The organism is Williamsia muralis (genome assembly GCF_051487485.1).
Taxonomy (GTDB): Bacteria; Actinomycetota; Actinomycetes; order Mycobacteriales; family Mycobacteriaceae; genus Williamsia; species Williamsia muralis_B.
Map to the genome: position 1 here is coordinate 200,738 of NZ_JAHVCV010000008.1, position 23,999 is coordinate 224,736.

Below are 23,999 nucleotides of genomic sequence, written 5' to 3' on the forward strand. Positions count from 1 at the left end.
TGCTATCGGCCGCGGAGGCGATGCGACATTGCCGGGCCGGGGCCCGCCTGCTTGAGTCGGAGCGTGGACGAAAAACACCGGTCGCCCTACTTGCGTCGAATCATCCCATTGATCCTGTTTGCTCTTGTCGGCTCCAGCTGTTCATGGCTCAGTGACGACCCCGAAGACACATTCGGCGATTTCGCCTCAGCCCTCAGTGGGCGGCACGTCGGTGACGCCGCCGAACTGACCACCGATCCTGCCGCGGCAACCACGGCGATCAATGACATGTTCGAGGGGCTCGGCGATGGCGCGAAGGTGGTGGTCACCGCGGACCGCGTGGAGTCCGATGGGAGCGACGGGCGCCTGACCATGGCGTGGACGTTCGGGCCGGGGAAGGATCTCCGGTACGAGACACGCGGCAGGACAGTCGAATCCGATGGCGACCGGAAGCTGGTCTGGGATCCGACGCTGCTGCACGACAACATGCTTCCCGGTTCGACATTCCGGTATTCGGACGACAAAGATCTGATGACACCGGTGGTGGACCGCGGTGGAGCGGCGCTGCTCGAGTGGCAGACGGTCGGAGTGGTCACCGTGCGACGCGATGCCGTTGACGCAGCATCCACCGCGTTGGCCCGGGCGTTGCGCCGGTTCGATGCGTCCATCACGGAGATGTCGATCCGGGCGGCTGCGGAGCAGCAGCAAGGCGATGCCGTCACCGTCGTCACGCTCCGGGAAGATGACGTCGAGGCCGTTCGTGCGCAGCTCGAACCGATCGAGGGCGTCACGATCGTGGACCAGGGAAAGTTGCTGACCACCGACCGCGCCCTGCGGTCACCGGTTCTGGGCGACATCGAACGCACCTGGAACGACGTGATCACCGAACGCGCCGGATGGTCGGTGTCGTTGGTGGATGCCGAGGGCGACGCCATCGATCAGCTCACGGCGGTGCCACCCCGAGCGTCCGAGCCGCTACAGCTGTCCATCGATCGGCGTCTGCAGCTGCTCGCGCAACGAGCTGTGGCCACCCGATCCGAACCGACTGCGCTGGTGGCCATTTCGACAAACGCCGGTGGAATCCTCGCCGTCGCACAGAATGCCGCGGCGGATCGGGAAGGTGCGATTGCGCTCAGCGGACTGTATCCGCCGGGTTCGACGTTCAAGACGGTGACCACCGCAGCCGCGTTGTCCGAGGGGGTCGCGACACCGCAGACACCGCTGCCGTGTCCGGGACGAGCAACCATCGAAGGCCGGACCATTCCGAACGAGGACGACTTCGATCTCGGGACGGTGCCCTTGACCACCGCATTCGCCCGGTCTTGCAACACCACCATGGCGGGGCTCTCGAATCGCCTGGGGGCCGAAGCGCTCCCGGCGACCGCCACCCGGTTTGGCATCGGCGTGGATTTTGTGGTCCCCGGGATCACCACGGTCACCGGCACGGTGCCACGTGCCGACAGCGCTGCTCTGCGGGTGGAGAACGGTATCGGTCAAGGCGAGGTCACCGCGTCGCCGTTCGGCATGGCGGTTGCCGAAGCGAGTCTCGGACATGGATCGATGGTTCTTCCGACCCTCATCTCCGGTCGATCGACAACGGCCAGCGTGGAGCCCGAGCCACTCGACCCCGAGGTTGTCGAAGCCTTACGGGCGATGATGCGCCAGACCGTCTCGACGGGTACCGCCTCCGAACTCAGCGACATCGACGGGTTGGGGGGCAAAACCGGAACCGCGGAATACGGCGACAACACCCGTTCTCACGGGTGGTTCGCCGGGATCGCAGGCGACATCGCCTTTGCGTCACTTGTTGTCGGCGGGAACAGCTCTGCCCCGGCCGTGGCGGTTGCCGGCGAATTCCTTCGACCTGCGACCGGTCGGTGACGAACCAAGCGGTCCTAGTCCAGGAATCTCGCGCGTACTTCCGGAGAGGGGAGCGGGCAGGTGTCGAGCTTTCCGAACACGCGGTATCGGATGGCCGCGAAGCCGTCGTAGAGCCGGTCTCGCACGGGGCGGGGGATCGCCCGGGCGACCTTCAGCCACCGCCAGGGCCGGTCGGCATGGGTGATCACGCGCAGTGCCGCGTCGGAACGCACCGACACTCGCTCGTCCTTTGTGCCCGGGTTTTCCACGTAGACAACCGAATCGACTCCTGCCAGCTCTGGATGCCGTTCGATGACACCGCGCGCGAAGTCACCTTCCAAGGCGGCGAAGCGTAGTTCCCCTCGACGGTCGACGCGGAGGAGGAATTGCACGGCGTGGTTACAGAATCCGCAGACCCCGTCGTACAGGACCACTGGTTGCTCCGGCATCGAGCCCTCCTTCGAGACGGCACAGGCCGACAGGGTCGACCTTACTGAATCGTCGCCGGTGACCCTCGCCTCAGTACAGATTGCACTTTTCCGCGGCGTCGTTTGCCTGGTGCATCGTCGGTCCGAAGTAGCGGGGGCTCATGAAGTCGTAGAGGTTGATGCCCAGCTGGTCTCGGCCCGTACCGAACATGGTGTTGGCAGTGTCGGGTCCGATGAAGTCCGGGGTCCAGTTGCTTCTGTCGGTGGTCGGTCGCTCCCGGGTGAAGAACATGTTCCATCGCATCGGCCCGTTGGCGTCGAAACTCCACGTCGCCTGCATCTGTGCGATGCGTGGCATCGAACTCCACGGGCGGTGTTGCTCCATCTTCACACCCCAGTCCGTGTAGTTGCCACAGCTCAGGCCGTTCACGTCACCGGGTCCGACCGGTGGGGGTGTTCCACGGATCAGCCATGGGTATGTGGTTGCCAGGAGTGTGGTCGCAAACCAGGTGCGCAGACCCCTCGTCACGTCGCTCAGCAGTTGACCCGGCTGGGTAGGCGCAACCCAGCGTTCTTCCATGATCTCGGTGTTGGCAGCTTCGAGTTTGCCGTAATCGGAAGCCATGATGAGGGCGACGGTGCTGAATGCGTAGGTCGCCGCGGACAGGGAATCCTCGACCTGTAGTGCCAATTGGTCGGCACGTACCCGCGTCTTGTTGGCCAGTGAATTGGCGTTCGCATTCGCCTCGCCTTCACCGCTCACGTAGGCGCCGAGTCCGAGGAGAGTCGAAATCGGTCCCCACACGGCCTTCAATTCCGGTGCGACCAGCGTGACCACGTTCATGATGACGTTGATGAGTTTCAGACCGTCCGCCAGAGCTGTGCTCCCGGGAGGCGGTGACACCTCTCTGATGATGTCGTTGCCGATTTTCGCGATATTCAGCTTCGCGTCACCACGGACAAGTCCCATCGACGACTGCAGATTGTCGTAATAGGTTTTGACTGCAACAAATGACGTGACTTCTTTGCGTAGCTGCGTGAGAGCTGCATTGAACTCTGCGGCGGTGAAGGAAGCCGCGTCGGTGGGCATGGTGACCGAGGTTGCGAGCTCCTGTTTGATCGATGTCCAGGCCGCGTTGTAGTTGGTTCGGTACTTTTCCCGGATGTTGCAGGTGCTGGCAGTCGGTGATGTGCACCCGGGGACATTCGCTTTCCACCCGATGTACGTCTCCGCGGCAGCGTTGATGGACGGGAAATTCGGGGATCTGTCCGAGCCGCCCTGGAAGGCCGGTTGGTACATGATGGCGTTCTGTTTGAGGTCCACGCCGCCGAGCGGGCCCGACTGCAGCGGCAGAAACGAAGAGTCATGACCGCGGGAGATCAAACCTGTTGCGGGACCGGGCTTCCCGAGGATCGTGCCCATTTCCACCGCGGCTGATCCGGCGGCTGCTCCGCCGACGAGGGTGTAGTCGCTTGTACCGCCCAGGCCGAGGAAGGACAGTCGCGACCCGCCCAGCCGAACGATGGCCTCGGCGCCGTCCTGCCACGCTCCGGCCGGCTTTGGGCGGCCGAAACTCTGGACGATCACAAGAAGTGGACGTCCACCGGCATCGACTTCGGCAGCGGCCGCAACGAGTTTGGTGCTCAGTTCCCGATTGCCCGCGTCGCTGGTGGTGACCACGGTGGCGTCGTACGCGGGTTTGAGAGTTTGGCTGTCGAAGCCGCGGATGACGAAGCCGTCTGAGCCGCTCGGCGTCGACGTGTAGGTGGCGGCGCCGACCGTCATGGTCACAGTGGATCGACCGTCGGCTTCCTGGCGAGTCGTGAAGGGTATCGGCGCCGGTGGCGTGAAGTCGTAACGCTGTCCCAACGCACTCCAGCGGAGCAGTCCGGTGATGTTGGCACCTGCCCGGTCGCCCACGTCGGCGCCGACGCGGGTGAAGGCTGTGCCGTCGGGAGCTGCGGTCTTGCCGACGATGGAGAATGGCGCACCGGCTTCCATCCGGTTCAGGTCGCCGCGGCTCATGGACGACGCCCCCAGGGCTCGCAGAAGATCGGCAACGGCCGGTTCGCGGCCGGCATTGTTCATCCCGCGGTGGCCGCTGATGACAACAATCGTGTCACTGCGATTCCGGTAGCTCTCGGTGATCGACGTGAGCACTCGGACGCCGTCGGCGTTGTTGGGCGCTGTCCCCGAATTGAGCCGGGCGTGGGTGCGGGCATCCAGAACGGCCAGGAGGAGGTTCTGGCGATCGGACGCGGCGGGCATGCCCTCGCCGTTGACGATGATGGAGGCCGCCGGGTTGTCCGAGAGCGTTTCGATCGGGACACCGAGCACCGGTTCACCGGCGTTCGGGGACAACAGTTGCAACCCGCCTGTTCCAGGTGTGTTCGGATCGGGCGTGGGGTTGTCCGGCCCGGTCGACCCCGAAGATCCGGTGTCCAGTGGCGCTCCGTCCGATGACCCGGCTCCGGGGAGGTCGAAGGGGAATGTGGGTTCGTCCGCGCCCGCCACCCCTGCGTTGAGGAGGGTTGCGACAGTGACGGCCGAGACGAGCAACACCGTGCCCGCTCTGAACCGGGCTGTGTTGCTGCGGCGTGCGAACAATTCGGTGGCTCCTTTTACACAGGCAGGAATGACTGCGGCCACACCCGCTTCGCAACCTAGGGGCCGAATGCATATTTTTTGCAATGCGAAGAACCCGGAACCGAGTGGACGACGACCGAGAACGATTGCAAAAACCATGCGGCGCGGGTGAAGAGTGGGAATGTCAGCCTCTGGGCCGACGAAGTACCTCGTGTCGCAACCGTAAGGACTTGCTCCATGCTCTCTCGCTTCCGACGATTCGCCGCCATCGTTGTGGTGGGCGCAGCACTTTCGGCCGGGGTGCTCGTGCCATCCGGCTCAGCGTCGGCGCAGCCCCTTGCGCCGGGAGCGCAGGTGAAGTACTTCAATATCCATATGCGCTCATCCGACGGAGGTGCAGGTGACGCGCACTGCGTCAGGACTCAACCCTTCGGACGCGAAGACAGTCGATGTGATGCAACCGGTTATTACGATGACAGCCAGGCTGCGGGATTCGTGAACTCCGTTGGAGGGGTTGTCTATACCCCCGACGGCCGCGGCAGCACGTACCTGAAGTTCTATACCAGGGCCGGCGAAGTGATCGAGGGAAACATTCCGTCCCGCGGTTCCGCCGACTTCACGATCACGAGTTTCAGATCCCCGGCATTCGGCGTCTTGGCCCGCACCGGGCAGAAGTTGTATCTCGACGTGAGAACCACCGACCACGGCCAGACCACCGGTGACCGGTGGTACGACTTCTATCTTCATGGCGACCTGGTGATCAACACCCCGGTGGGCGGCGGCTATCTCGAGGGTCTTTTCGATGACTTCTTGAAAGGCGTCAGCGGCGCGTTCGGTAGCAGCTGAGCGCAGCCTGGGGCGTTGGCCCTGCGACCGTCATGACGAGCTCGAAATCGTGGCAGTCAGCGCATCGATGCGACGGACAACCGCTGTCGCGCCGATGCCGACCGCTCGGGACCGCACAGCGGCCCTGCGGGTGTCATCGATCGAACCCGTTGCAACGCAATCGATGAATATCTCCAGGTAGTCCGACTCGGACGCCCATCCGACAAAACCCCGGCTTGTGTTCGCCTCTTGTGCGTCGGCGATGTGATAGCTCGCACGGGTGAGGTCGCCGAAGCCGAGCGCCAGGTGTGCCAGGTGGTGATGCACCACCCCGTAGATGCTGGCCCAGGTCAGCACCGTGCACGCGGCGTAAGCGCTGAGGTGCCCGTAGATCTGTTTGCAGAGCGACGCCGTTCCGAGTTCGGCGGCTGCCCGGGCGATCAGGGTGAGAGTGGACAACCACATCGGGTCCACGGGGATGTCCGCAAGACGGTCAGCGGTGTACCAGGAAACGAGTTCAGCGGCTCCGTCCCGATCGCCGACGTCGAGCAGAGCAACCGCGAGTGCCGGCCGCATCACGGGGATCGAATCGAAATGCGCACGCATGAAGGCCGATTGGGCGGCGATCTCACCCAGGTCCCCCCGTAGGGTGCCCAGTGCGGTCAACGCCGGGAGCAATCGACCGTAATATCCGGCGTCGGTCGGTGACGGAGGAATGGCGCGGATCCGCGACAGCTGCTCCTGTGCGTCGACGAGACGGCCTGCCGCCAGGTCCACCCCGAGCCGACCGTATTTCACGAGCCAGTCCAGTTCGGGGTCGCCATCGATGTGCGCATCGGTGATCGTCTCGAGGGCCGAGCCGGCACCGGCGAGGTCTCCTGAGGCGAGACGTGCGCGAGACACCCAGACGATGGTGGTGACGTCACGGAAGGCGCCCGGTTGTGAGCCGGCGAGGTCGTTGAGGTCCTGGAGTGCCGACTCGGCGATTGCCGCGCTGTGGGGTACGCGCAAGCCGATGAGAGCGGCGACCCCGACACGGGCGAGCAACGGACCGTCACCGAGTTCGCGGGCGATGTCAGCGGCTCGGGTGATCAACCGATCGCGGTCGTGATGCTCTGTGTCCCATGCACGCTCGATCGCGAGCTGGGATAGGAGGGTGGCAAAACCCGCGGTCGTATCGTGGCCATCCCTCACCATGTCGGCACAGATCGCATCGATGATGTCGACGCGTTCGGTGTCGACTGCGTACTGCTGCACGAACTCCATGCCCCGACGTTCACTGGCGAGGACTGCTTCGACCTGCAAGTGCCGATCGCCGAGGCGGCGGGCCATGGCCACGGCCGCCAGTGCAGGTGCTCGAGCGCCCGGATCGCGAATGGCCCGTCGGGCCCGCCCGAGACCGATCAGCAAGCGGCAGTGCGTGACCGAGTCGTCTTCTGGCGGCATGCGGTCGACGGCATGACCGTAGTGGGCGAGCGCGTCCTCGTATGCGCCCAGCGCCAGGGCGTAGTCGCCGGCGAGATGAGAGTAGGCCCCAGCCCGGCGCTGGTCGGCCGGCAGACCACGGCTGAGGTGATAGGCGATCGGCGCGGCGCCCTCTGCCGCTGCCTGGGTGCCGAGCTCCTCGAGGGCACGTCCGACCTTGGAGTGCAGCGCAGCACGCGCGCCTGGTGAGATGTCCGCGTACACCACCTCCTGCACCAGCGGGTGCCTCAGTACGACGTCGTCGTCCCCGACAGGAGCGGGCCATCGCACTGTTGAAGCGTTCCACGAAGGCGCGGGTATGGATGTGTCCGTGGTGGTCACCACACGCGTCTGGAGCAATTCATCGAGTACGTCGGCGAATCGAACATCATCGACGTCGCCGAGGACCATGCGCAGCAACGTCTTTGGGGACGACACGCCTATCACAGCACATGCCCGCAGCAGATCACGAGCGGTGTCACCGAGGCCGTGTTCGGCACGACGGACGAACTCGACGATCGAGGCGGGGTAGGACCTGCCCGGGGCGCCGCTGGGTTCGCCGAGCAGGGAAGAGACGAACAACGGATGGCCGCTGGTGCGACGGTGCAGTTCTCCCGGGTCCAATCCAGAGCCGTGCGCGTCGACGAGGTGTTCGACATCGGCAACCGTGAACTCCGACAGCGTGATCCGGTGGACACCGCCGAGACGGGTCGCGGTGTTCAGGGTTGCATTGAGGTGCGGATCTGCCAGCGCGTGCGTCCGCGCGGTCACGATGAAACACACCGGCTGCGTGGTACTGGCCTGCACGAGATACCGGAGGAGTGCATGGGTGGCATCCGATGCCCAATGCACGTCGTCCACGACGATGATCGTCGGTGCCGATCGAGTTGCTGCCGTGAGCCATTGGTGAACGGCGGTGACGATCTGTGCTCGGTCGTCGCCGGCGGGAGTGGGCACGAGATCGCCGAAGCGTCGTGCAGCGTGGGGGATCAGTCGCAATATGTCGGCGCCGTTCTCGATCAGCCACTGCCTGGCGCGGACGGGTCCCATGGCGTCGAGTTCCCGGCCGGCGGCTTCGACGAAGGGTTCGAACGCAACTATCGCGTCTTCGGTGCATCGTCCGAACAACACGTCGAAGCCGAGTTCCCTCGCCTGTTCGACCGCTTCATAAACCAGTGTGGTCTTGCCCATTCCGGCGTCCCCGGTGACCACCACACATTGTCCGACCCCGGTGGCTGCCTTCTCCCACGCGGCCCTGATGATGCCGAGTTCGTCACCACGCGGCACCGAGGGCACAACTGCGGCTGCGGTGGTCGTCGAGTGAGAGGACGTGCTGTCGGCGGGCGGAACTGTCGCCGTCTTGTGGCGCAGCGCATGGAGTAGGAGTTCCTGCGTCTCGTGGGAGGGGTCGATCCCGAGTTCTTCGGACAGTGCCCTACGGCAGCGCGCAGCCACCGCCACGGCCTGCGCGCGGTCACCGAGGCCCAGATATCCGCGCATGGCAAGGCGATACGCGCGTTCACGAAGTGGATCGAGACCGATCAGTGTCTCGGCGCACGAGATCGATCGTTCGAAATCACCGGCCTCGAGGGACGAGTGCGCGTCGATGGTGAGAGCCGCGATTCGCAGATCGTCGCATTCGGCCCGGACCTCGTCGGCCCAGTCCCCGCTCACACCGCGCAAGGGTGGATTCGCGAGAAGACGATGGGCGACTCGGGCGCGGTCGGCCCGAACGCGCGCGGGCTGAAGTGACATCCGGGCGTGCTGTCGCACGATCTCGAGATCCACCGCAACGGTGTCGGGTGGCAGGAACCTCACGTACCCCTGGCGTGACCTGATGCTCTCGCCGGGTACCGCAACCGCCTCCAGGGTGTCGCGGACTTTTGAGATCACGTTGCGTAGCGTGGCGTTCCACGATTGTGGCCGGGTGCCCGGCCAGATCATCGCAGCCAGTTCGGTCATCGAGACGTCGCGATGCCGGTACACCGTCAGGTAGGCGAGTGCGTCTGCGCAGCGTGGACCGCCCACTGCCCGCGGGTCCACCACCCGGTCGCCCCTTCGGAGCGACACATCACCGAGCAGCTGAACAGTGACACTGTCCGGTGTTGTCATCACATGATGTAAGCACACGATCGTGAACCGGGCAGGTCGTCCGTCCGGTGGGGGTCGGCCCTCAGAAGTCGAGCACGACCAGCGCCACCAGGACGTTGACCAGGGTTGCCGACACTGCGAAGGCGATCGCCCCGGGCCGGACCGAGCGGAATCGTGCCGCGACGGCACCGGCCACCGCGAGCGTAGCGACCGCGGACACCGCGAGCACAACTGCGCCGGATTCGATCGGAAGACCTTGCAGCAGCGCCGCGACGGCGATCGGGCCGAGGATCAGTCCGGCGACAACCTGGAGCGTGTTGCCGACCGCGCGCTGACCTCGGCGGTTTCTGGCGGTGTCGGTCATGCTTGTCTGTCAACCACTTCCAGCAACTGCATCATGCCGTGATCCTCGTGGAAGAGGATGTGGCAGTGCATGACGAACTGGCCCGTGAAGTCCTCGAACCGGTGGCGGATGGTGAGTGTTCCGAACGGCGGGAGCATGGCCGTGTCACGGTAGTGCTGCTCATCGACCGGCTGGTCGTTGATCGCCACCACCTGAAAGTCGTTGACGTGGATGTGAACTGGGTGAGGCTCGTAGGTTCGGTTGATGAAATGCCACTCCTCGGTGTCGCCGAGTGTCATCGTTTCGTTGACCACGTGGTGGTCGAACATCGCGCCGTTGATGTAGTACATGAAGTGCTCGGTGTCGCCGGTTCCGCGCGGTTCCATCTCCTCGAAGACGAACTCCCGTCGGCGGTCGATGGCAGCGTCACGCAGGTCGTCGAAGGGGAGCAGGGCGCCCGGTATGGGCTCGGGTGTCTGCGTGTCCCCCTGCGACACCAGGTTCAGCAGTGGCATCGGTGCGGGCACCATCGACGAGTAGAAGGGGCCGAACTCATCCCAGCTCAACGACCGCATCTGATAGGTGCCGATGTTGGCGCCTTCGATGAGTACATCGGCGCGTCCACCCGGCACCACCTGCAGAACGTCGACGGTGGACACCGAGGTGCGGGCAGCGCCGTCGATCCCGATCACATGCATCGGATGTTCGTCGAGCTGCAGACGCAGGAACAAGGAACTCGCGTTGATGATGCGCCACCGTTGCACTTCGCCCGGTGCGATCTCGGTGGTGGGTTGGAAGGTGCCGTTGACCAGTGTCTGCTGCAGGCTGTTCGAGCTCTTGTCGCCCGGAACCATCTTGCCGTCTTGCATTTCGGTCTGACTCAGGACCAGGAGGCGTTCGGGTCGCCCCTTCACGCCGGGCAGTTCATCGAGCTCGCCGCGCACGATGAGGGCCCCGAACAGACCGCCGAAAACCTGTGTGTCACTGATGGTGTGCTGATGCGAGTGGTACCAGAACGTGCCCGCGGAATGGTCAGCGGGAAGGTCGTAGGAGTAGTCGAAGGTTTCACCGGGCTCAATGGCCATGAGAACGTCGTCGCTCGGCTGTTTCGGCGAGATGTGCCATCCGTGTGTGTGCAGGTTGGTGGGTTCGTCGATGTCGTTGATCAACGACACCTCGATGCGGTCACCCGGCCGCACGTCCAGCGTCGGCCCGGGGTAGCTGCTCTCGTAGGTGACCGCCGAGACCTTCCCGCCGCCCATGGCCACATCGCTGCGGGCGACCTTCAATTGTGTTTTCAGCGAACCGTTCTCGCTCGCCCGGACAGTCGGTTCGAACCAGGTGACCCCGCCGGCGTTGTCTTTGCCCGAGGCGCATGCGGTGAGGACTGACCCGCCGAGCAGGGGAAGGCCGACGAGCGCTGCGGCGCCGGTGAGGAAACGTCTGCGATTGACCGCTGGGACAGGCAATTTCGGCTCAGCCATCGGTGGGCTCCTTGGTGATGGTGACGGTGCGTGAGGTTGAGCCGATCCCGTTAGCGGTCCAGGTGACGTCGATCGTGTGTTGCGCCGGTCCGTCGCACGCGAAGACCACCGATGCCCCGATTCCGGTCGGTCCTCCGGCAGGCACCTGGAAAGGCACCTGCTCCTTGATGCCCACCGGGAGCAGTTGGCCGTCGAGGCGGAGCTCCACTCCGGTGGCCGATGGTGCGCGCCACCCGACGGTCACCACAGACCGCGGGGGAGTGTCTTTCAGGCACGTGAACGTCGGGAGGACGGTGAAGTCGTCCACCTGCAGTGTGCCGCCCGGATCTGTTGCCGGCACCACGGACGCCGTCGGTGGTGTGGTCCGCGTCGGGATCGGCGCCAGCCCGTCGCGGCTGTTCGACGAGGATGAATCGTCGTCATTGCATCCGCCGAGCACCAGCAGCAATGCTGCGGTTGTCACCAACGCGCCCGTCACGCCGGTCCGGGGTGGCAACCGCCAAGAGGTTCCGCTCATGACTTCGGTGCCGTTGCCGGCAGCGTTTCAGCGTGTTTCGCGCACATGGGGATACTTCACCGGCAAGGTGCATATTTTTCGCATAGGCACCCGTGTCGCTGAGTTCCGGTGCGGTCGCAGGGAAGTGTCAGCGAGCCCGCACGGGATAGACACGCTGTGACATGACGGGTGCGAACCACAATCGGGACAGATCTATGGTGTCGGTCCGCTTGGCGCTGCTGGGCACGAGGCCATGCTCCACCCCGCCGGGTGACCAGTGGTCGTGCAGATCCTCGGCAGCAAAGATGAAGGGCAGCCAGTCGGTCATCTCCTCGGGGCGGGTGAACCCGCCCGCGATGGCCCACAGCACGTCATCGGTGCGATAGGTGAGGAAGTGTTCGCCGTAGGCAGGGCCGAGCCCGTCGCCGATCAGTGCGGTGAGCACAAACCACTCGGTGGCGGCCAAGACGTGCTCGGAGGTGTTCGACCGAGCGAGCTCGTAATGCTCGTCGACCGAGGCAACCGCATGGTCTTCGTCGAAGAACACCTGGGCCTGACTGATGTCGCGGCCGGCTCCGACTCGAGCATGGTCGGGCATCCCGAGGACAAAGTAGGCGCTTTGCGGTGTCACCTCATTTCCCATGGACGCATTGTGTCAGTGCTGTGGCCGCTGCGCCCGCAGGCGCGAGGGCGAGTGACCCCGGTGAATTCGCTCCACGTGCCGCCGCACGCGCCGCGTGCAACCGGCTCGTTTGCGAGCACGTGGAGCGAATCTGCGCGTCGGAGCGGACGGTTACGATGACGCCATGTCATCAGTGCAGATCAATGGGTCCTCGGGTGGACACACCAGCAGTGCAACCGTCTCGCCGGGGGCGTTGATCTTCACCGCCGGTGCCGCACCCATCGATGCCGAGGGGGCGACGGTCTCGCCGGGTGACGTCACCCGGCAGGCGCACCAGTGCATGGCGAACCTGCGGGACGCCCTTGCCGATGCGGGCGCCGAAATGACCGACGTCGTAAAGGTCACGGTGTACGTCGCGGAGAAGCTGCAGGCCGATCTCGTGGTTGCGTGGGACGCGGTCACCGAGGAGTTCGGCGACCACAAGCCGGCGGGCACCCTTCTCGGGGTGACGGTTCTGGCCTACGACGACCAGCTCGTCGAGATCGAGGCCGTGGCGGTTCGCTCGGGCTCATGACTCGGCTCGCGATCGGCACCGAGCAGCGTCGTGCGCGGTTGATGCGCCGGCATCGGCTGCTCCCGGCTGATCACGCCCGTTCGCCCGAGGAGGTCGCCGAATCGGTGGTGGGTCTGCACGCGACCACACCGTCGACCGTTTACATCTCGACATGGGCACGGATGGCACATTTCGACATCACCGACATGGAACGGGCGCTCTACGTCGACCGCACGCTGGTCAAGCAACTGGCGATGCGCCGGACCCTTTTTGTGTTCCCGCGGCCGACACTGGCCGACGCGGTGAGCGCGGTGGGTACCAGGGTCGCGGCAAGCGAACGCACCAACATGCTTCGAGACCTGCGCCGCGACGACAACTTCCCCGATCCCGAGGGGTGGATAGCCGAGGCCCGCGCGGCGGTACTGGGTGCCCTCACCGACGGACGGTCGGCCTCGTCGACTGAACTGCGCAACGAGTTGCCCGCACTCGCCGGCGCCATCCGGCACGGTGAAGGCAAGTCGTGGGGCGGGGTGTCCCAGATGGGACCCCGCATTCTCAGCCATCTGAGTGCGGCAGGCGACATCGTGCGCGGTCCCAATGACGGCAACTGGTTGCGCTCCAAGCCTCGATGGATCTCGATGCAGGACTGGCTCGGTGAACCCCTGCCCACCGAAGACGCGGGGACCGGCCACCGCAACCTGATCCGGCGATGGTTGCGGCAATTCGGCCCCGGTACCGAAACCGACATCGTGTGGTGGCTGGGCTCGACGAAAACTGCTGTCCGCAAAGCGCTGTCGGAGCTCGACGTGGTGGAGGTGGACCTGGATGACGGCTTGACCGGGTTCGTGTTGGCCGACGACCTCGACGAGGTGGAACCTGCGCCACCGACTGCGGTGCTGCTACCCGAACTCGACCCCACCGTGATGGGCTGGAAGCAGCGCGACTGGTATCTCGGTCCGCATGCGGGGCACCTCTTCGACAGCAACGGCAACGGCGGGCAGACGGTGTGGTGGGATGGCCGCATCGTCGGCGGCTGGCATCAGCGGCCCGACGGGTCGATCGGCTTGCATCTGCTGGAGAAGGCCGGTCGGGCCGCCGTCGATGCGGCAAGGGCGAGGGCACGCGACCTCGAGTTGTTCCTGGGGGAGGCCCGCCCCAAACCTGGGTATCCAGCTCCTTTCCACAAAACACTCAGTGGATGACGAGGCGCTCGATGCGGTGGTTGCCGGTTCACAGGAACCTCCCAGCTTGCTGGCAGTTTCTCAAAAGTATGGGTCGGCAGAGTGGGTGCCATGAGTGATCAGGGTGCACGAGTGCTGGTGGTAGACGACGAACCGAACATTCTCGAACTGTTGTCGGTGTCTCTGAAGTTCCAGGGGTTCGATGTCCGGACGGCGCCGGACGGTCCGCGTGCCATCGACCGTGCCCGGACCTTTCGTCCGGACGCACTCATCCTGGACGTGATGATGCCGGGGATGGACGGGTTCGGCCTGCTGCGTCGCCTCCGGGCCGACGGTGTGGAGGCGCCCGCCTTGTTCCTGACGGCCCGCGATTCCCTGGAAGACAAGGTGACCGGGCTGACCATCGGGGGAGACGACTACGTCACCAAGCCGTTCAGTCTCGAGGAGGTGGTGGCGCGTCTGCGAGTGTTGTTGCGGCGCGGAGGTTTCGGTGACAAGCCGGCGCAGAACCCGCGAATCACCTTCGCCGACCTGGAGCTCGACGACAACACCCATGAGGTGTGGAAGAACGGCGAGCTGATCTCCCTGTCGCCGACCGAGTTCACGTTGTTGCGCTACTTCATGATCAATGCCGGAACCGTCCTGTCGAAGCCGCGAATCCTCGACCATGTCTGGAACTACGACTTCGGTGGCGAGGTCAACGTCGTCGAATCGTATGTCTCCTACCTCCGCCGCAAAGTCGACACCGGCGACCGGCGGCTCATCCACACATTGCGCGGCGTGGGTTACGTGATGCGCGAGCCTCGGTGACCGCGGCGGCCACAGTCCCACGCCGCGGGGTACCCCTGCGGGTGTCACTGGTGGCGCTGACACTGGTGCTCGTCATGCTCGGACTGTTGGTGTCGGGTATCGCCGTGACGTCGGCGATGAAAAACAACCTGATGGACCGCACGGACAAGTCGTTGCGCGAGGCCTCACAGACCTGGGCGCGGCCGAAAGAGCTGCCCCCACAACTCCCCAAGCCCGAGGACGTTCAGATCGGCCGGCCTCCGACGCCCTACTTTGTGTACGTGCAGCGCGCTGACGGAACCGTGCTGAAGATCAACGACTTCGGCGGTCAACCCGACCTCGGCGACCTGAGCAAACTCGGGTCGGACCCGGTGACGGTCACATCGGCCGACGGGGGAGATCCCCGATGGCGGGTGATCATGACGAGTTCGCCCACCGGAACGGCCATCGTCGCCATCAAGCTGACCGACGTCGACGACACGGTCACGCGGCTGATATGGCTGCAACTCGGGATCGGCGTGGGAGTGGTACTTCTGGTCGGAGCGCTGGGATACCTGTTGGTGCGCAGCAGTTTACGGCCGTTGCAGCGCGTCGAGAACACGGCGATGGCGATCGCCGCCGGCGACCTCGACCAGCGCGTACCACCGGCTGCACCCAACACCGAGGTCGGCAGACTCGGTGCGTCGCTGAACACCATGCTCCACCAGATCCAGAACGCGTTTGCCGCGACCGCCGCGTCAGAGGAGCAGGCTCGTCGCTCCGAGGACAAGATGCGCAGATTCGTCGCCGACGCCAGCCACGAACTCCGCACACCTCTGACGTCGATCAAGGGGTTCTCCGAGCTCTACCGGCAGGGCGCGATGACAGACACGGCGCAGTTGATGTCGCGGATCGAAACCGAAGCCGGACGGATGGGACTGCTTGTCGAGGACCTGCTGATGCTCGCGCGTCTTGATGCGCATCGCCCGATCAAGCATGCGCCCGTGGACCTGCTCGCGCTCGCCTCCGACGTGGTGCACAGCGCGCGGGCCACCGCACCCGATCGGGACATCTCGGTGCAAGTGCTCGACGGCCCCGGCCTTCCGGAAGTGCAGGGTGACGCCGACCGCCTGGCCCAGGTGCTGAGCAACCTCATCGGCAACGCCATCCGGCACACCCCGCCGCAGGCCACCATCACCGTGCGGGTCGGCACCAGCGGAGATGACGCGGTTCTGGAGGTTGCCGACACCGGACCAGGCCTACGCGACGAGGACAAAACCCAGGTGTTCGAGCGCTTCTACCGGGCCGATGCCTCGCGCCACCGCACCGAGCACTCCTCGGGCAGCGGTCTCGGCTTGTCGATCGTCGCAGCCCTTGTTGCCGCGCATGGCGGAACCGTGGGGGTCGACGACACACCGGGTGGCGGTGCCACCTTCTGGGTCCGGTTGCCGCGCGAGCGCTGAGGAAGCCGGTGAGTCAGTCGGCCACGTGATCGGTATGACCGAGTTCGCGTAGCTTCGCCCGGATCTTGTCGGCAACCGCATCCAGGGCCGCGGGGTCGGGGTCCTTGTCGGCGGTGGCGAGGTCGAAGGTCTCGAGCTGCCAGGCCGGGAACACGTGGACGTGCAGGTGCGGAACCTCCAGTCCGGCGATGAGCAAACCCATCCGCGGCGCGTCGAACGCTTCCTTCACGGCCTGGCCGACGGTCTGCGCCACCGTGTTGATCTTTCCGAACAGCTCGGGATCCACGCTTTCCCAATGGTCGACCTCTTGGCGCGGCACCACCAGCAGGTGACCGTCGGTGACTGGGTTGATGGTCAGGAACGACACCACGTCGTCGTCTTTCCACACGAACCGTCCGGGGATGTCGCCGTTGATGATCATGCTGAAAACAGATGCCATGGGATGAGCATATTGGTACGTGCGATATCGCGACTCGCTACGCAGCCGAAGCGAAGCCGGAGGTGTGGCCGCGGTTGATCTGGACTGCCGACGAACGAGCGCAGCGATGTGAGGAGAAGGGAAGAGCAACCGCCCGATGGCCACGCCGACAAAGCGAGCGGAGCGAGCCAGACAACACAGCTTTTTGACAGCTACGCCCGAGGTGTGCGGCAGGTCCGGATTCCAGAGTGTGTGCCATGACAGCAGACACCCTCGACGATGCGCCGAGCGAGACCGCCGCAATCGTCTTCGACCACACGCCACCAGGACCGGTTCTCGACATAGTTGTCCCGGTTTTCAACGAGGAGCTCGACCTGGGCAGGTGTGTGCATCAGCTGGCCGAGTACCTGAACACCCAGATGCCCTACTCGGCCAGGATCACCATCGCGGACAACGCCAGCATCGATGCCACGTTGCAGATCGCCTGCCGTCTGGCTGCGGCGATCGATGGCGGGCGGCGGGTGCGCGTGGCGCATCTCGACGCGAAGGGTCGGGGCCGGGCGCTCAAAGCGATGTGGCAGGACAGCGATGCACGGGTGGTCGCGTATATGGACGTCGACCTGTCGACCGACCTCAATGCACTGCTGCCGTTGGTTGCGCCGCTGGTGTCGGGACATTCGGATCTGGCGATCGGCTCTCGGCTGACCCGCTCGTCGCGGGTGATTCGAGGACCGAAGCGAGAGTTCATCTCTCGTGGCTACAACTTGCTGCTGCGCACCACGATGGGGGCGACTTTCTCCGACGCGCAGTGCGGATTCAAGGCGGTTCGCGCCGACGTGGCTCGGCGTCTGCTGCCGATGGTCGATGACACCGGCTGGTTCTTCGACACCGAGATGCTTGTCATCGCACAGCGGGCCGGGCTTCGGATCGCCGAGGTGCCGGTGGACTGGGTGGACGATCCGGCCAGCAAGGTCGACATCGTCAAGACGGCCACCGAGGACGTCAAGGGTTGTTGGCGTGTCGGACGAGCTCTCGCCAGTGGACGGCTGCCGGTATCGGATCTGCGGGACAGCTTCGGCCGCAACGATTCCGGGCCGCAGGTGACCGGGGTGCCGCGTGGGATGGTGGGTCAACTGGCCAGGTTCTGTGTGGTCGGGGTGGCCTCCACCATCGCCTACGCGGTGCTCTACCTGGCTCTGCATTCGATCGTCGGGGCACAGACGGCCAACTTCTTGTCGTTGCTGATCACGGCCGTGTTCAACACCGCCGCCAACCGCGCGTTCACCTTTCGGGTCCGCGGACGGGACGATGCCGCCAAGCATCATCTCCAGGGGATCGCGATCTTCGTGTTCGGTTGGGTTCTGACAGCTGGATCGCTTCTCTTGGTCCACATCTGGGCTCCGGATGCGTCCAAGCACGCCGAGTTGGTTGTGCTCGTGGTGGCCAACCTCGTAGCCACGATCCTGCGCTTCCTCGGATTCCGCTGGGTGTTTCGCGCATCGCACCGCACTGTGAAAGAGGTCTCGGCATGACTGTGCTCATCGATCGACCGCCGGCCGATCCTGCTCCCGATGCCCCCGATTCGCCGTCAGCGGCGTCGGCCCGGCCACGGTGGGAATGGCCGGCCTTCGCGATCCTTGTTGTCGCGACCGGCCTGCTCTACCTATGGAATCTGAGCATCAATGGCTGGGCCAACTCGTTCTATTCGGCGGCCATCCAAGCGGGGTCCCAGTCATGGAAGGCCTGGTTCTTCGGGTCCTCGGATGCCGCCAACTCGATCACGGTGGACAAGCCGCCGATGTCGTTGTGGATCCCGGGGATCTCCGTCCGTGTCTTCGGGCTCAACTCGTGGTCGATCATCGCTCCACAGGCACTCATGGGTGTCGCGTCGGTGGCGCTGCTGTACTGGATCGTGCGTCATCGATTCGGCCCGGCGGGTGGGCTGATCGCCGGTGGGGCACTTGCGTCGACCCCTGTGGCGGCGTTGATGTTTCGGTTCAACAATCCCGACGCGTTGCTGGTGCTGCTGATGATCGCCGCGGTGTGGGCAACGCTGAAAGCCATCGACGACGGACGGATACGCTGGATGATCCTGACGGGTGTGTTCGTCGGCTTCGGCTTCCTCACCAAGCAGATGCAGGTGTTCCTGGTGATACCGCCGCTCGCGTTGACCTATATCGCATTCGGGCAGAAGACCTGGCTCAAGAGACTGGGCCATCTCTTCGCAGCGCTCGGCGCCATGATCGTGTCGGCCGGATGGTGGGTGTTGGCCGTGGAATTGTGGCCGAAGGACTCGCGGCCCTACATCGGTGGATCGCAGAACAACTCCATTCTGGAACTCACATTGGGCTACAACGGTTTCGGACGTCTCAACGGGAACGAGACCGGTAGCGTGAGCCCGGGCGGCGGAATGGCCGAACGGTTCGGTGCCCCGGCCACGGGAGGCGTCAATGAACTCGCGACGCCCGGTGGAGCGACGTTCACCGGCCCCGGCGCAGGTGGCGGGATGTGGGGTGAAACCGGCATCACCCGGATGTTCGATTCAGGCCAGGGTGGTCAGATCGCCTGGCTGATCCCGGCCGCGTTCATCCTGGGAATCGCTGCGATCGTGTTGCGCGGCAGAGCGTCCCGAACCGACAGTCGCCGCGCCCTGCTGGTCGTCTGGGGCTTGTGGCTGATCACGACGATGGCGGTCTTCAGTTTCATGGCGGGGATCTTCCACGCGTACTACACAGTGGCGCTTGCGCCGGCCGTTGCCGCTCTGGTGGGTGCGGGCGCGGTGGAGTGCTGGCGTCGACGCGAGAAGCGTTGGGTACCGGCAGCTCTCACTGCCGCGGCATTGGCGGCCGGCGTCATGTCTTTTGTATTGCTCAGTCGATCCGCCGACTTCATGCCGTGGCTGAGATATATCGTCCTCGTCGGCTCGATCGTCGCTGCACTGGGTCTGCTCCTGTCGAGTCTGCGGAACACCGCGGCGCGGCGCGGTGCGCTGGTCGCGGCTCTGGTCGCGGTCGTCCTCGGGCTCGCGGGGCCGGCGGCATACGCCATCGACACGGTGAGCAGCGCACGCTCGGGATCGATCCCGAGCGCAGGCCCCTCCTCGCAAGGAGGGTTCGGTCCAGGCGGCGGTATGCGAATGGCCCGGGGTGCGGCAGGCGGCGGTATGCCTCCCGGCATGTCGAACACTCAAGGCACCGTGCCGGGGATGCCCAACGGTCAGGGCCGCACCATGCCTCCCGGACAAGCGGGCGCCCAGGTGCCGCAGGACGGTACGTCCGAGCTGTCCGGCGGGCCAGGAGGCATGGGTGGTACCGGCGGCGGTCTACTGCAGGGCTCGCGCCCGAGCGATGAGCTGGTGGCGTTGCTGAACACCGATGCCGACGACTACACGTGGGTCGCGGCCGCCATCGGATCGAACAGTGCCTCGGGCTACCAGCTCGCGACCGAGCGTTCGGTGATGCCGATCGGTGGCTTCAACGGCAGCGACCCGTCTCCGACGCTCGCGGAGTTCCAGAAGTACGTGCAGGACGGCGAGATCCACTACTTCATCGCCACGGGCGGCGGCATGATGGGCGGCATGAGCGGCGGGGGCATGATGGGCAGCGGCAGCGGATCGGACATCACCGAGTGGGTGGAGGCCAACTTCGCCAGTACAACAGTGGACGGCGTGACGCTCTACGACCTCTCCGCGCCCGCCTGATCAACGATCGGAGGCACCTTCTTCTAAGCTCGCAGTGCTGTTCGGCGAAAAGGACAGCCTGACAGAGAAGGTGTCTCCGACATGAGCGAGCCCGAGAGCAACGTCCGTCCGGCCACCGCGAGTGTCGCCCAACTCAGGCACCGGGTGACCCGTATGCGCGGCCGCGACCCGCATGAGGACGGGCGCGCGGCAACCAGCCTCGAGTTGTTCTTCGATCTCACATTTGTGGTCGCCTTCGCGTTTGCCGGCAGCGAAGTCGCGCACTTCGTCGCCGAAGGGCACTACAAGACCGCCGTGATCGGGTTCGTGTTCTGCACGTTCGCGGCGGTGTGGGCGTGGATCAACTTCACCTGGTTCGCTTCGGCATTCGACACCGACGACTGGGTGTATCGCCTGACGACGATGCTGCAGATGGTGGGTGTCCTGATCCTCGCCCTGGGTATCGAGCCGCTGTTCGCGTCGGTGGACAAGGGCGGTGTCGTCGACAACCGCGTGCTCGTCCTCGGGTATGTGGTGATGCGCCTGGCCATGGTGATCCAATGGGTCCGCGCCGCCCTGAGCAGCCCTGACTACCGCCGGACCTGCCTCACGTACGCAGCCGGCATCAGTGTTGTGCAAATTGCCTGGATTGCGGCCATCTTCCTCGACACCACCCTGCTGCAGACCCTGCTGGTGATCGGGGTGCTGGTCGTCTGCGAGATGGCGGTTCCGGCGATCGCCGAGAACATCGGCGATGAGGGCACAACGCCGTGGCACGCCCATCACATCGCCGAGCGGTACGGTCTGCTCGCGATCATCACCTTGGGCGAAGGCATCGTCGGCACCACCGTGGCGCTGCAGGCGGTGGTCCACTCGGCCGGATGGACTCTGGAGACGGCGATCCTCGGCCTCGCCGGAGTTGGCATCACGTTCGGCATGTGGTGGGTCTACTTCATCGTTCCGGCCGGCCACGCCCTGCACCTGCAGCGTGGCAAAGCGTTTGTCTTCGGGTACTTCCACATCATCGTCTTCATGTCGATCGCGATGATGGGGGCGGGACTTCACGTGGCGGCACTGTTCATCGAACACAAGGCGACCATCAGCGAATTGGCCGCGGTGGTGTCCGTGGTGCTGCCCGTCGGGGTCTTCATCGGGTCGGTCTTCCTGCTGTACGGCTTCCTGCTGGGCTTCGATCGAATCAATGTGGCGTTGGCCGTCGGGTCGGGCGCCATCCTGGCGGTCGCGGTGCTGCTGGCAGCGAACGGGGTGTCGGTGGTGACGTGTCTTGTGGTGATCGCCCTGGCACCGGCGCTCTGCATCGTGGTCGACGAGCGACTCGGCAGTGAAGGACGCAAGAAGGCACTCGAGGCTTTGGTGGCCGGTTCGCGCTGATCGCGGCGGACGGTAAGGTCTGGCACGTGCGAGTACTCGTGATCGGATCGGGCGGCCGCGAACACGCCCTCGTATTGGGCCTGGACCGCGACCCCTCGGTCACCGATCTGCATGTTGCCCCCGGCAATCCCGGCACTGCAGCTGTGGCCACCAATCATGCGGTCGACATCGTCTCGTCCGACGCCGTGGTGGCGCTGGCCCGGGAGATCGAGGCAGACCTGGTGGTCATCGGCCCCGAGGTCCCCTTGGTGGTCGGTGTTGCCGATGCTCTGCGGGCAGCCGGATTCGCAACCTTCGGACCTGGTGAGCAGGCAGCAAAGATCGAGGGCTCCAAGGCCTTTGCCAAAGATGTGATGGCCGCTGCGGGGGTGCGTACGGCGCACAGCGAGATCGTCGACAGCCCGGCCCGGCTCGATGCCGCCCTCGACCGCTTCGGTCCCACCTGGGTTGTCAAGGACGACGGCCTTGCCGCAGGTAAGGGCGTGGTGGTCACTGCCGACCGCGTTGCCGCCCGCGCCCACGCGGCCGACCTCCTCGAGAGCGGCCACCCGGTACTGCTGGAGTCGTTCCTCGACGGCCCTGAGGTGTCGCTCTTCTGTCTGGTCGACGGTGAGACGGTGGTTCCATTGTTGCCCGCCCAGGACCACAAGCGGGTCGGCGATGGCGACGCGGGGCCGAACACCGGTGGCATGGGCGCATATACGCCGTTGCCGTGGCTGCCCGAGGAGATGACCACACGGATCGTCGACGAGGTCGTCGCACCGGTCGCGGCGGAGTTGGCCCGGCGCGGGATCCCGTTCTCGGGACTGCTCTATGCCGGTCTGGCCATCGGCGCAGACGGACCGGCAGTGGTCGAATTCAATTGTCGCTTCGGCGATCCCGAGACCCAAGCCGTTCTCGCTCTTCTCAAGTCGCCGCTGGGCGTCGCCCTCAACGCCACCGCGACAGGGCACCTGGACCAGCTGCCGCCTCTGGAGTGGGAGCCCGGGGCCGCCGTCACCGTGGTGCTGGCAGCCGAGAACTACCCGGGTCGACCCCGCACGGGCGATCCGATCACCGGTGCCGATGCGGAGGGCGTGCTGCACGCCGGTACCGCATCGGTTGATGGATCGGTGGTCTCCAGTGGCGGGCGTGTGCTCAGCGTCGTCGGTGTCGGAGAAGACCTGGCCGCCGCACGGGCCCAGGCTTACCAGCGACTGTCGGCAGTCAAGCTGGCGGGTGCGCATTACCGCAGCGACATCGGCCTGGCAGCCGAAGAAGGCCGTATCTCGATCTGATTGCCGCCGAAGAAGGCCTTAAGCCGATTTGTAGGCCGCCGGCGGGCGACTCAGGCAGCTAGGTTTCGGCCGAGAAATGCGATCTGCCCCGGCAGGACGCCGCGCCAGTATCGGTTGGTGTGTCCGCCGGGTGAGGTGCCGAAAGCCGGTGGTGGACGCAGTCCCGCCATCCATTGGCGGGTGTAGGTGAAGAACTGGTCGCTGGATCCACACTCGATCAGCAGTGGGATCTTCATGAACGAATCTTGCTGCCCGAAAAGCGAATTGGCCTGGTAGTCGGCGAGACTGTCGAACGCTCGCGGCGGGAAGGTCGCTGGGTCGCCCCACAGCGCGGGGGAGCTGACTGCGATGGCCGATACGCGTGGTGCGCCCAGCAGTGCGCCCAGGCGCAGTGCGCCGTAGCCGCCCATGGACCAGCCGAAGAACCCGATGCGATCGGTGCGCAGCTGCAGTTCGGGGGTGCCGTCGAGCAGCGGCAGGAACTCGTCGAGCACCATCGCGCCGCCGTCGGTGCCATCGGCGCGGGGGTGGTAGTAGCTGCGCGCCGCATCCACGGCAGCGAGGGCAAAAGGCGCATTGCCCTGGTTCACCCAGTCCTGCATCAGGTTCTGCATCTCCAGGCCCCCGCCGAAAGCCGCCCTCTGGTCGGTGTTCAAGGCGTGCAGCACCACCACCACCGGCAACTCGCCGGTGACGCCGGCCGGCCGTGCGACGATCCAATTGGTCTGACGTCCAAGCATTTTGGCGGAGACAAAGCTGCCACTGAACATCTCGGCAGTCCCGCTCTGCGGAACAGTCGGCGCGGTAGAGGTGGTCTTGGGGTCGTCCGCGCGGGCCGGCTGAGGTGCCACGCGCTTTGACCCGTCACCGGATCCGCACGCTGCCAGTAGCCCCATGGCGCCCAGGCCGGCACCGGCCGTGAGCAGGGAACGACGGGGTATCGCCAGATCGGCGAGTCCGGAAATGCCGTCGTCGTTGCTTCCGGGTCGCTGGAAGCGGTTGCCTGTGGTAGTCATTGCGAGATACACGGTACCTGCGGCGCGGCGCCGAGCGACCGTTCGACCCTCTGACGCGATGTCGTTTACGGCA

General features: G+C 65.3%; 19 protein-coding genes. 10 read left to right on the forward strand and 9 right to left on the reverse strand.

The features are described 5' to 3' along the window. Window positions 1-63 precede the first annotated feature (63 nt). Window positions 64-1,860 (forward strand): penicillin-binding transpeptidase domain-containing protein, encoded by a 1,797-nt coding sequence (locus tag KXR83_RS21380; protein ID WP_437426548.1) that lies wholly within the window; start codon window positions 64-66, stop codon window positions 1,858-1,860. A gap of 14 nt (window positions 1,861-1,874) precedes the next feature. On the opposite strand, the gene KXR83_RS21385 is transcribed toward KXR83_RS21380, so the two are convergent. Continuing rightward, window positions 1,875-2,288 (reverse strand): thiol-disulfide oxidoreductase DCC family protein, encoded by a 414-nt coding sequence (locus KXR83_RS21385; protein WP_437426549.1) that lies wholly within the window; start codon window positions 2,286-2,288, stop codon window positions 1,875-1,877. A gap of 70 nt (window positions 2,289-2,358) precedes the next feature. Beyond that, on the reverse strand, window positions 2,359-4,875 hold the full coding sequence (locus KXR83_RS21390) for a hypothetical protein (protein ID WP_437426550.1): 2,517 nt from the start codon (window positions 4,873-4,875) through the stop codon (window positions 2,359-2,361). Between the two features lie 216 nt (window positions 4,876-5,091). Between KXR83_RS21390 and KXR83_RS21395 the strand changes: the two genes are divergently transcribed. Beyond that, entirely contained in the window at window positions 5,092-5,700 is a 609-nt protein-coding gene (locus tag KXR83_RS21395) for a hypothetical protein (RefSeq protein WP_437426551.1), read from the forward strand. 30 nt (window positions 5,701-5,730) lie between these two features. Here KXR83_RS21395 and KXR83_RS21400 read toward each other — a convergent pair whose 3' ends face one another. The 5 genes from KXR83_RS21400 to KXR83_RS21420 all read right to left on the reverse strand — a co-directional run bounded on the left by KXR83_RS21400 (window position 5,731) and on the right by KXR83_RS21420 (window position 12,200). Continuing rightward, window positions 5,731-9,255, reverse strand: a complete 3,525-nt coding sequence (locus KXR83_RS21400; protein ID WP_437426552.1) for an ATP-binding protein — start codon at window positions 9,253-9,255, stop codon at window positions 5,731-5,733. 61 nt (window positions 9,256-9,316) lie between these two features. Further along, window positions 9,317-9,598 (reverse strand): hypothetical protein, encoded by a 282-nt coding sequence (locus tag KXR83_RS21405; protein ID WP_437426553.1) that lies wholly within the window; start codon window positions 9,596-9,598, stop codon window positions 9,317-9,319. After that, window positions 9,595-11,061: a multicopper oxidase family protein gene (locus tag KXR83_RS21410; protein WP_437426554.1), complete on the reverse strand. Its 1,467-nt coding sequence runs from the start codon at window positions 11,059-11,061 to the stop codon at window positions 9,595-9,597. The genes KXR83_RS21405 and KXR83_RS21410 overlap by 4 nt, the downstream gene beginning before the upstream one ends. Beyond that, window positions 11,054-11,578, reverse strand: a complete 525-nt coding sequence (locus tag KXR83_RS21415; RefSeq protein WP_437426555.1) for a hypothetical protein — start codon at window positions 11,576-11,578, stop codon at window positions 11,054-11,056. The genes KXR83_RS21410 and KXR83_RS21415 overlap by 8 nt, the downstream gene beginning before the upstream one ends. 127 nt (window positions 11,579-11,705) lie before the next feature. After that, the gene (locus KXR83_RS21420; protein WP_437426556.1) at window positions 11,706-12,200 is read right to left on the reverse strand and encodes a hypothetical protein; all 495 of its coding nucleotides are present in this window, start codon (window positions 12,198-12,200) and stop codon (window positions 11,706-11,708) included. Between the two features lie 163 nt (window positions 12,201-12,363). On the opposite strand from KXR83_RS21420, the gene KXR83_RS21425 reads away from it, so the two are divergent. The 4 genes from KXR83_RS21425 (at window position 12,364) to KXR83_RS21440 (ending at window position 16,144) form a co-directional block, all read left to right on the forward strand. Beyond that, a complete protein-coding gene (locus tag KXR83_RS21425) occupies window positions 12,364-12,753 on the forward strand; it encodes a RidA family protein (RefSeq protein ID WP_437426557.1) in 390 nt (129 codons plus the stop codon). Further along, window positions 12,750-13,934, forward strand: a complete 1,185-nt coding sequence (locus KXR83_RS21430; protein ID WP_437426558.1) for a winged helix DNA-binding domain-containing protein — start codon at window positions 12,750-12,752, stop codon at window positions 13,932-13,934. Before KXR83_RS21425 ends, KXR83_RS21430 begins: the two co-directional genes overlap by 4 nt. A gap of 90 nt (window positions 13,935-14,024) precedes the next feature. Further along, window positions 14,025-14,723 carry a response regulator transcription factor gene (locus KXR83_RS21435; protein ID WP_437426559.1) on the forward strand — a complete coding sequence of 233 codons (699 nt, stop codon included), beginning with the start codon at window positions 14,025-14,027 and terminating at the stop codon, window positions 14,721-14,723. Between the two features lie 50 nt (window positions 14,724-14,773). Further along, window positions 14,774-16,144 (forward strand): sensor histidine kinase, encoded by a 1,371-nt coding sequence (locus KXR83_RS21440; RefSeq protein WP_437426560.1) that lies wholly within the window; start codon window positions 14,774-14,776, stop codon window positions 16,142-16,144. Window positions 16,145-16,157: 13 nt separating this feature from the next. Here the strand turns inward: KXR83_RS21440 and KXR83_RS21445 are convergent, their stop codons facing one another. Continuing rightward, window positions 16,158-16,583, reverse strand: coding sequence for an HIT family protein (locus KXR83_RS21445; protein WP_023957423.1), 426 nt, complete (start codon window positions 16,581-16,583; stop codon window positions 16,158-16,160). A gap of 236 nt (window positions 16,584-16,819) precedes the next feature. Between KXR83_RS21445 and KXR83_RS21450 the strand changes: the two genes are divergently transcribed. The 4 genes from KXR83_RS21450 (at window position 16,820) to purD (ending at window position 22,910) form a co-directional block, all read left to right on the forward strand. After that, a complete protein-coding gene (locus KXR83_RS21450; RefSeq protein WP_437426561.1) occupies window positions 16,820-18,094 on the forward strand; it encodes a glycosyltransferase in 1,275 nt (424 codons plus the stop codon). Continuing rightward, the gene (locus KXR83_RS21455) at window positions 18,091-20,262 is read left to right on the forward strand and encodes an ArnT family glycosyltransferase (RefSeq protein WP_437426562.1); all 2,172 of its coding nucleotides are present in this window, start codon (window positions 18,091-18,093) and stop codon (window positions 20,260-20,262) included. Before KXR83_RS21450 ends, KXR83_RS21455 begins: the two co-directional genes overlap by 4 nt. An 81-nt stretch (window positions 20,263-20,343) precedes the next feature. Continuing rightward, the gene (locus KXR83_RS21460; RefSeq protein WP_437426563.1) at window positions 20,344-21,633 is read left to right on the forward strand and encodes a low temperature requirement protein A; all 1,290 of its coding nucleotides are present in this window, start codon (window positions 20,344-20,346) and stop codon (window positions 21,631-21,633) included. 26 nt (window positions 21,634-21,659) lie between these two features. Beyond that, window positions 21,660-22,910: a phosphoribosylamine--glycine ligase gene (gene purD / locus KXR83_RS21465; protein ID WP_437426564.1), complete on the forward strand. Its 1,251-nt coding sequence runs from the start codon at window positions 21,660-21,662 to the stop codon at window positions 22,908-22,910. A 50-nt stretch (window positions 22,911-22,960) separates the two neighbouring features. On the opposite strand, the gene KXR83_RS21470 is transcribed toward purD, so the two are convergent. Beyond that, on the reverse strand, window positions 22,961-23,926 hold the full coding sequence (locus KXR83_RS21470) for an alpha/beta hydrolase (RefSeq protein WP_437426565.1): 966 nt from the start codon (window positions 23,924-23,926) through the stop codon (window positions 22,961-22,963). Between the last annotated feature and the right edge of the window lie 73 nt (window positions 23,927-23,999).

What these genes read in the sequence shown, in the direction of transcription:
- KXR83_RS21385 (WP_437426549.1), bottom strand. Translation starts at nt 2,288, where the DNA reads ATGCCGGAGCAACCAGTGGTCCTGTACGACGGGGTCTGCGGATTCTGT.
- KXR83_RS21395 (WP_437426551.1), top strand. Translation starts at nt 5,092, where the DNA reads ATGCTCTCTCGCTTCCGACGATTCGCCGCCATCGTTGTGGTGGGCGCA.
- KXR83_RS21400 (WP_437426552.1), bottom strand. Translation starts at nt 9,255, where the DNA reads ATGACAACACCGGACAGTGTCACTGTTCAGCTGCTCGGTGATGTGTCG.
- KXR83_RS21405 (WP_437426553.1), bottom strand. Translation starts at nt 9,598, where the DNA reads ATGACCGACACCGCCAGAAACCGCCGAGGTCAGCGCGCGGTCGGCAAC.
- KXR83_RS21410 (WP_437426554.1), bottom strand. Translation starts at nt 11,061, where the DNA reads ATGGCTGAGCCGAAATTGCCTGTCCCAGCGGTCAATCGCAGACGTTTC.
- KXR83_RS21415 (WP_437426555.1), bottom strand. Translation starts at nt 11,578, where the DNA reads ATGAGCGGAACCTCTTGGCGGTTGCCACCCCGGACCGGCGTGACGGGC.
- KXR83_RS21420 (WP_437426556.1), bottom strand. Translation starts at nt 12,200, where the DNA reads ATGGGAAATGAGGTGACACCGCAAAGCGCCTACTTTGTCCTCGGGATG.
- KXR83_RS21425 (WP_437426557.1), top strand. Translation starts at nt 12,364, where the DNA reads ATGTCATCAGTGCAGATCAATGGGTCCTCGGGTGGACACACCAGCAGT.
- KXR83_RS21430 (WP_437426558.1), top strand. Translation starts at nt 12,750, where the DNA reads ATGACTCGGCTCGCGATCGGCACCGAGCAGCGTCGTGCGCGGTTGATG.
- KXR83_RS21435 (WP_437426559.1), top strand. Translation starts at nt 14,025, where the DNA reads ATGAGTGATCAGGGTGCACGAGTGCTGGTGGTAGACGACGAACCGAAC.
- KXR83_RS21445 (WP_023957423.1), bottom strand. Translation starts at nt 16,583, where the DNA reads ATGGCATCTGTTTTCAGCATGATCATCAACGGCGACATCCCCGGACGG.
- KXR83_RS21450 (WP_437426561.1), top strand. Translation starts at nt 16,820, where the DNA reads ATGACAGCAGACACCCTCGACGATGCGCCGAGCGAGACCGCCGCAATC.
- KXR83_RS21455 (WP_437426562.1), top strand. Translation starts at nt 18,091, where the DNA reads ATGACTGTGCTCATCGATCGACCGCCGGCCGATCCTGCTCCCGATGCC.
- KXR83_RS21460 (WP_437426563.1), top strand. Translation starts at nt 20,344, where the DNA reads ATGAGCGAGCCCGAGAGCAACGTCCGTCCGGCCACCGCGAGTGTCGCC.
- KXR83_RS21470 (WP_437426565.1), bottom strand. Translation starts at nt 23,926, where the DNA reads ATGACTACCACAGGCAACCGCTTCCAGCGACCCGGAAGCAACGACGAC.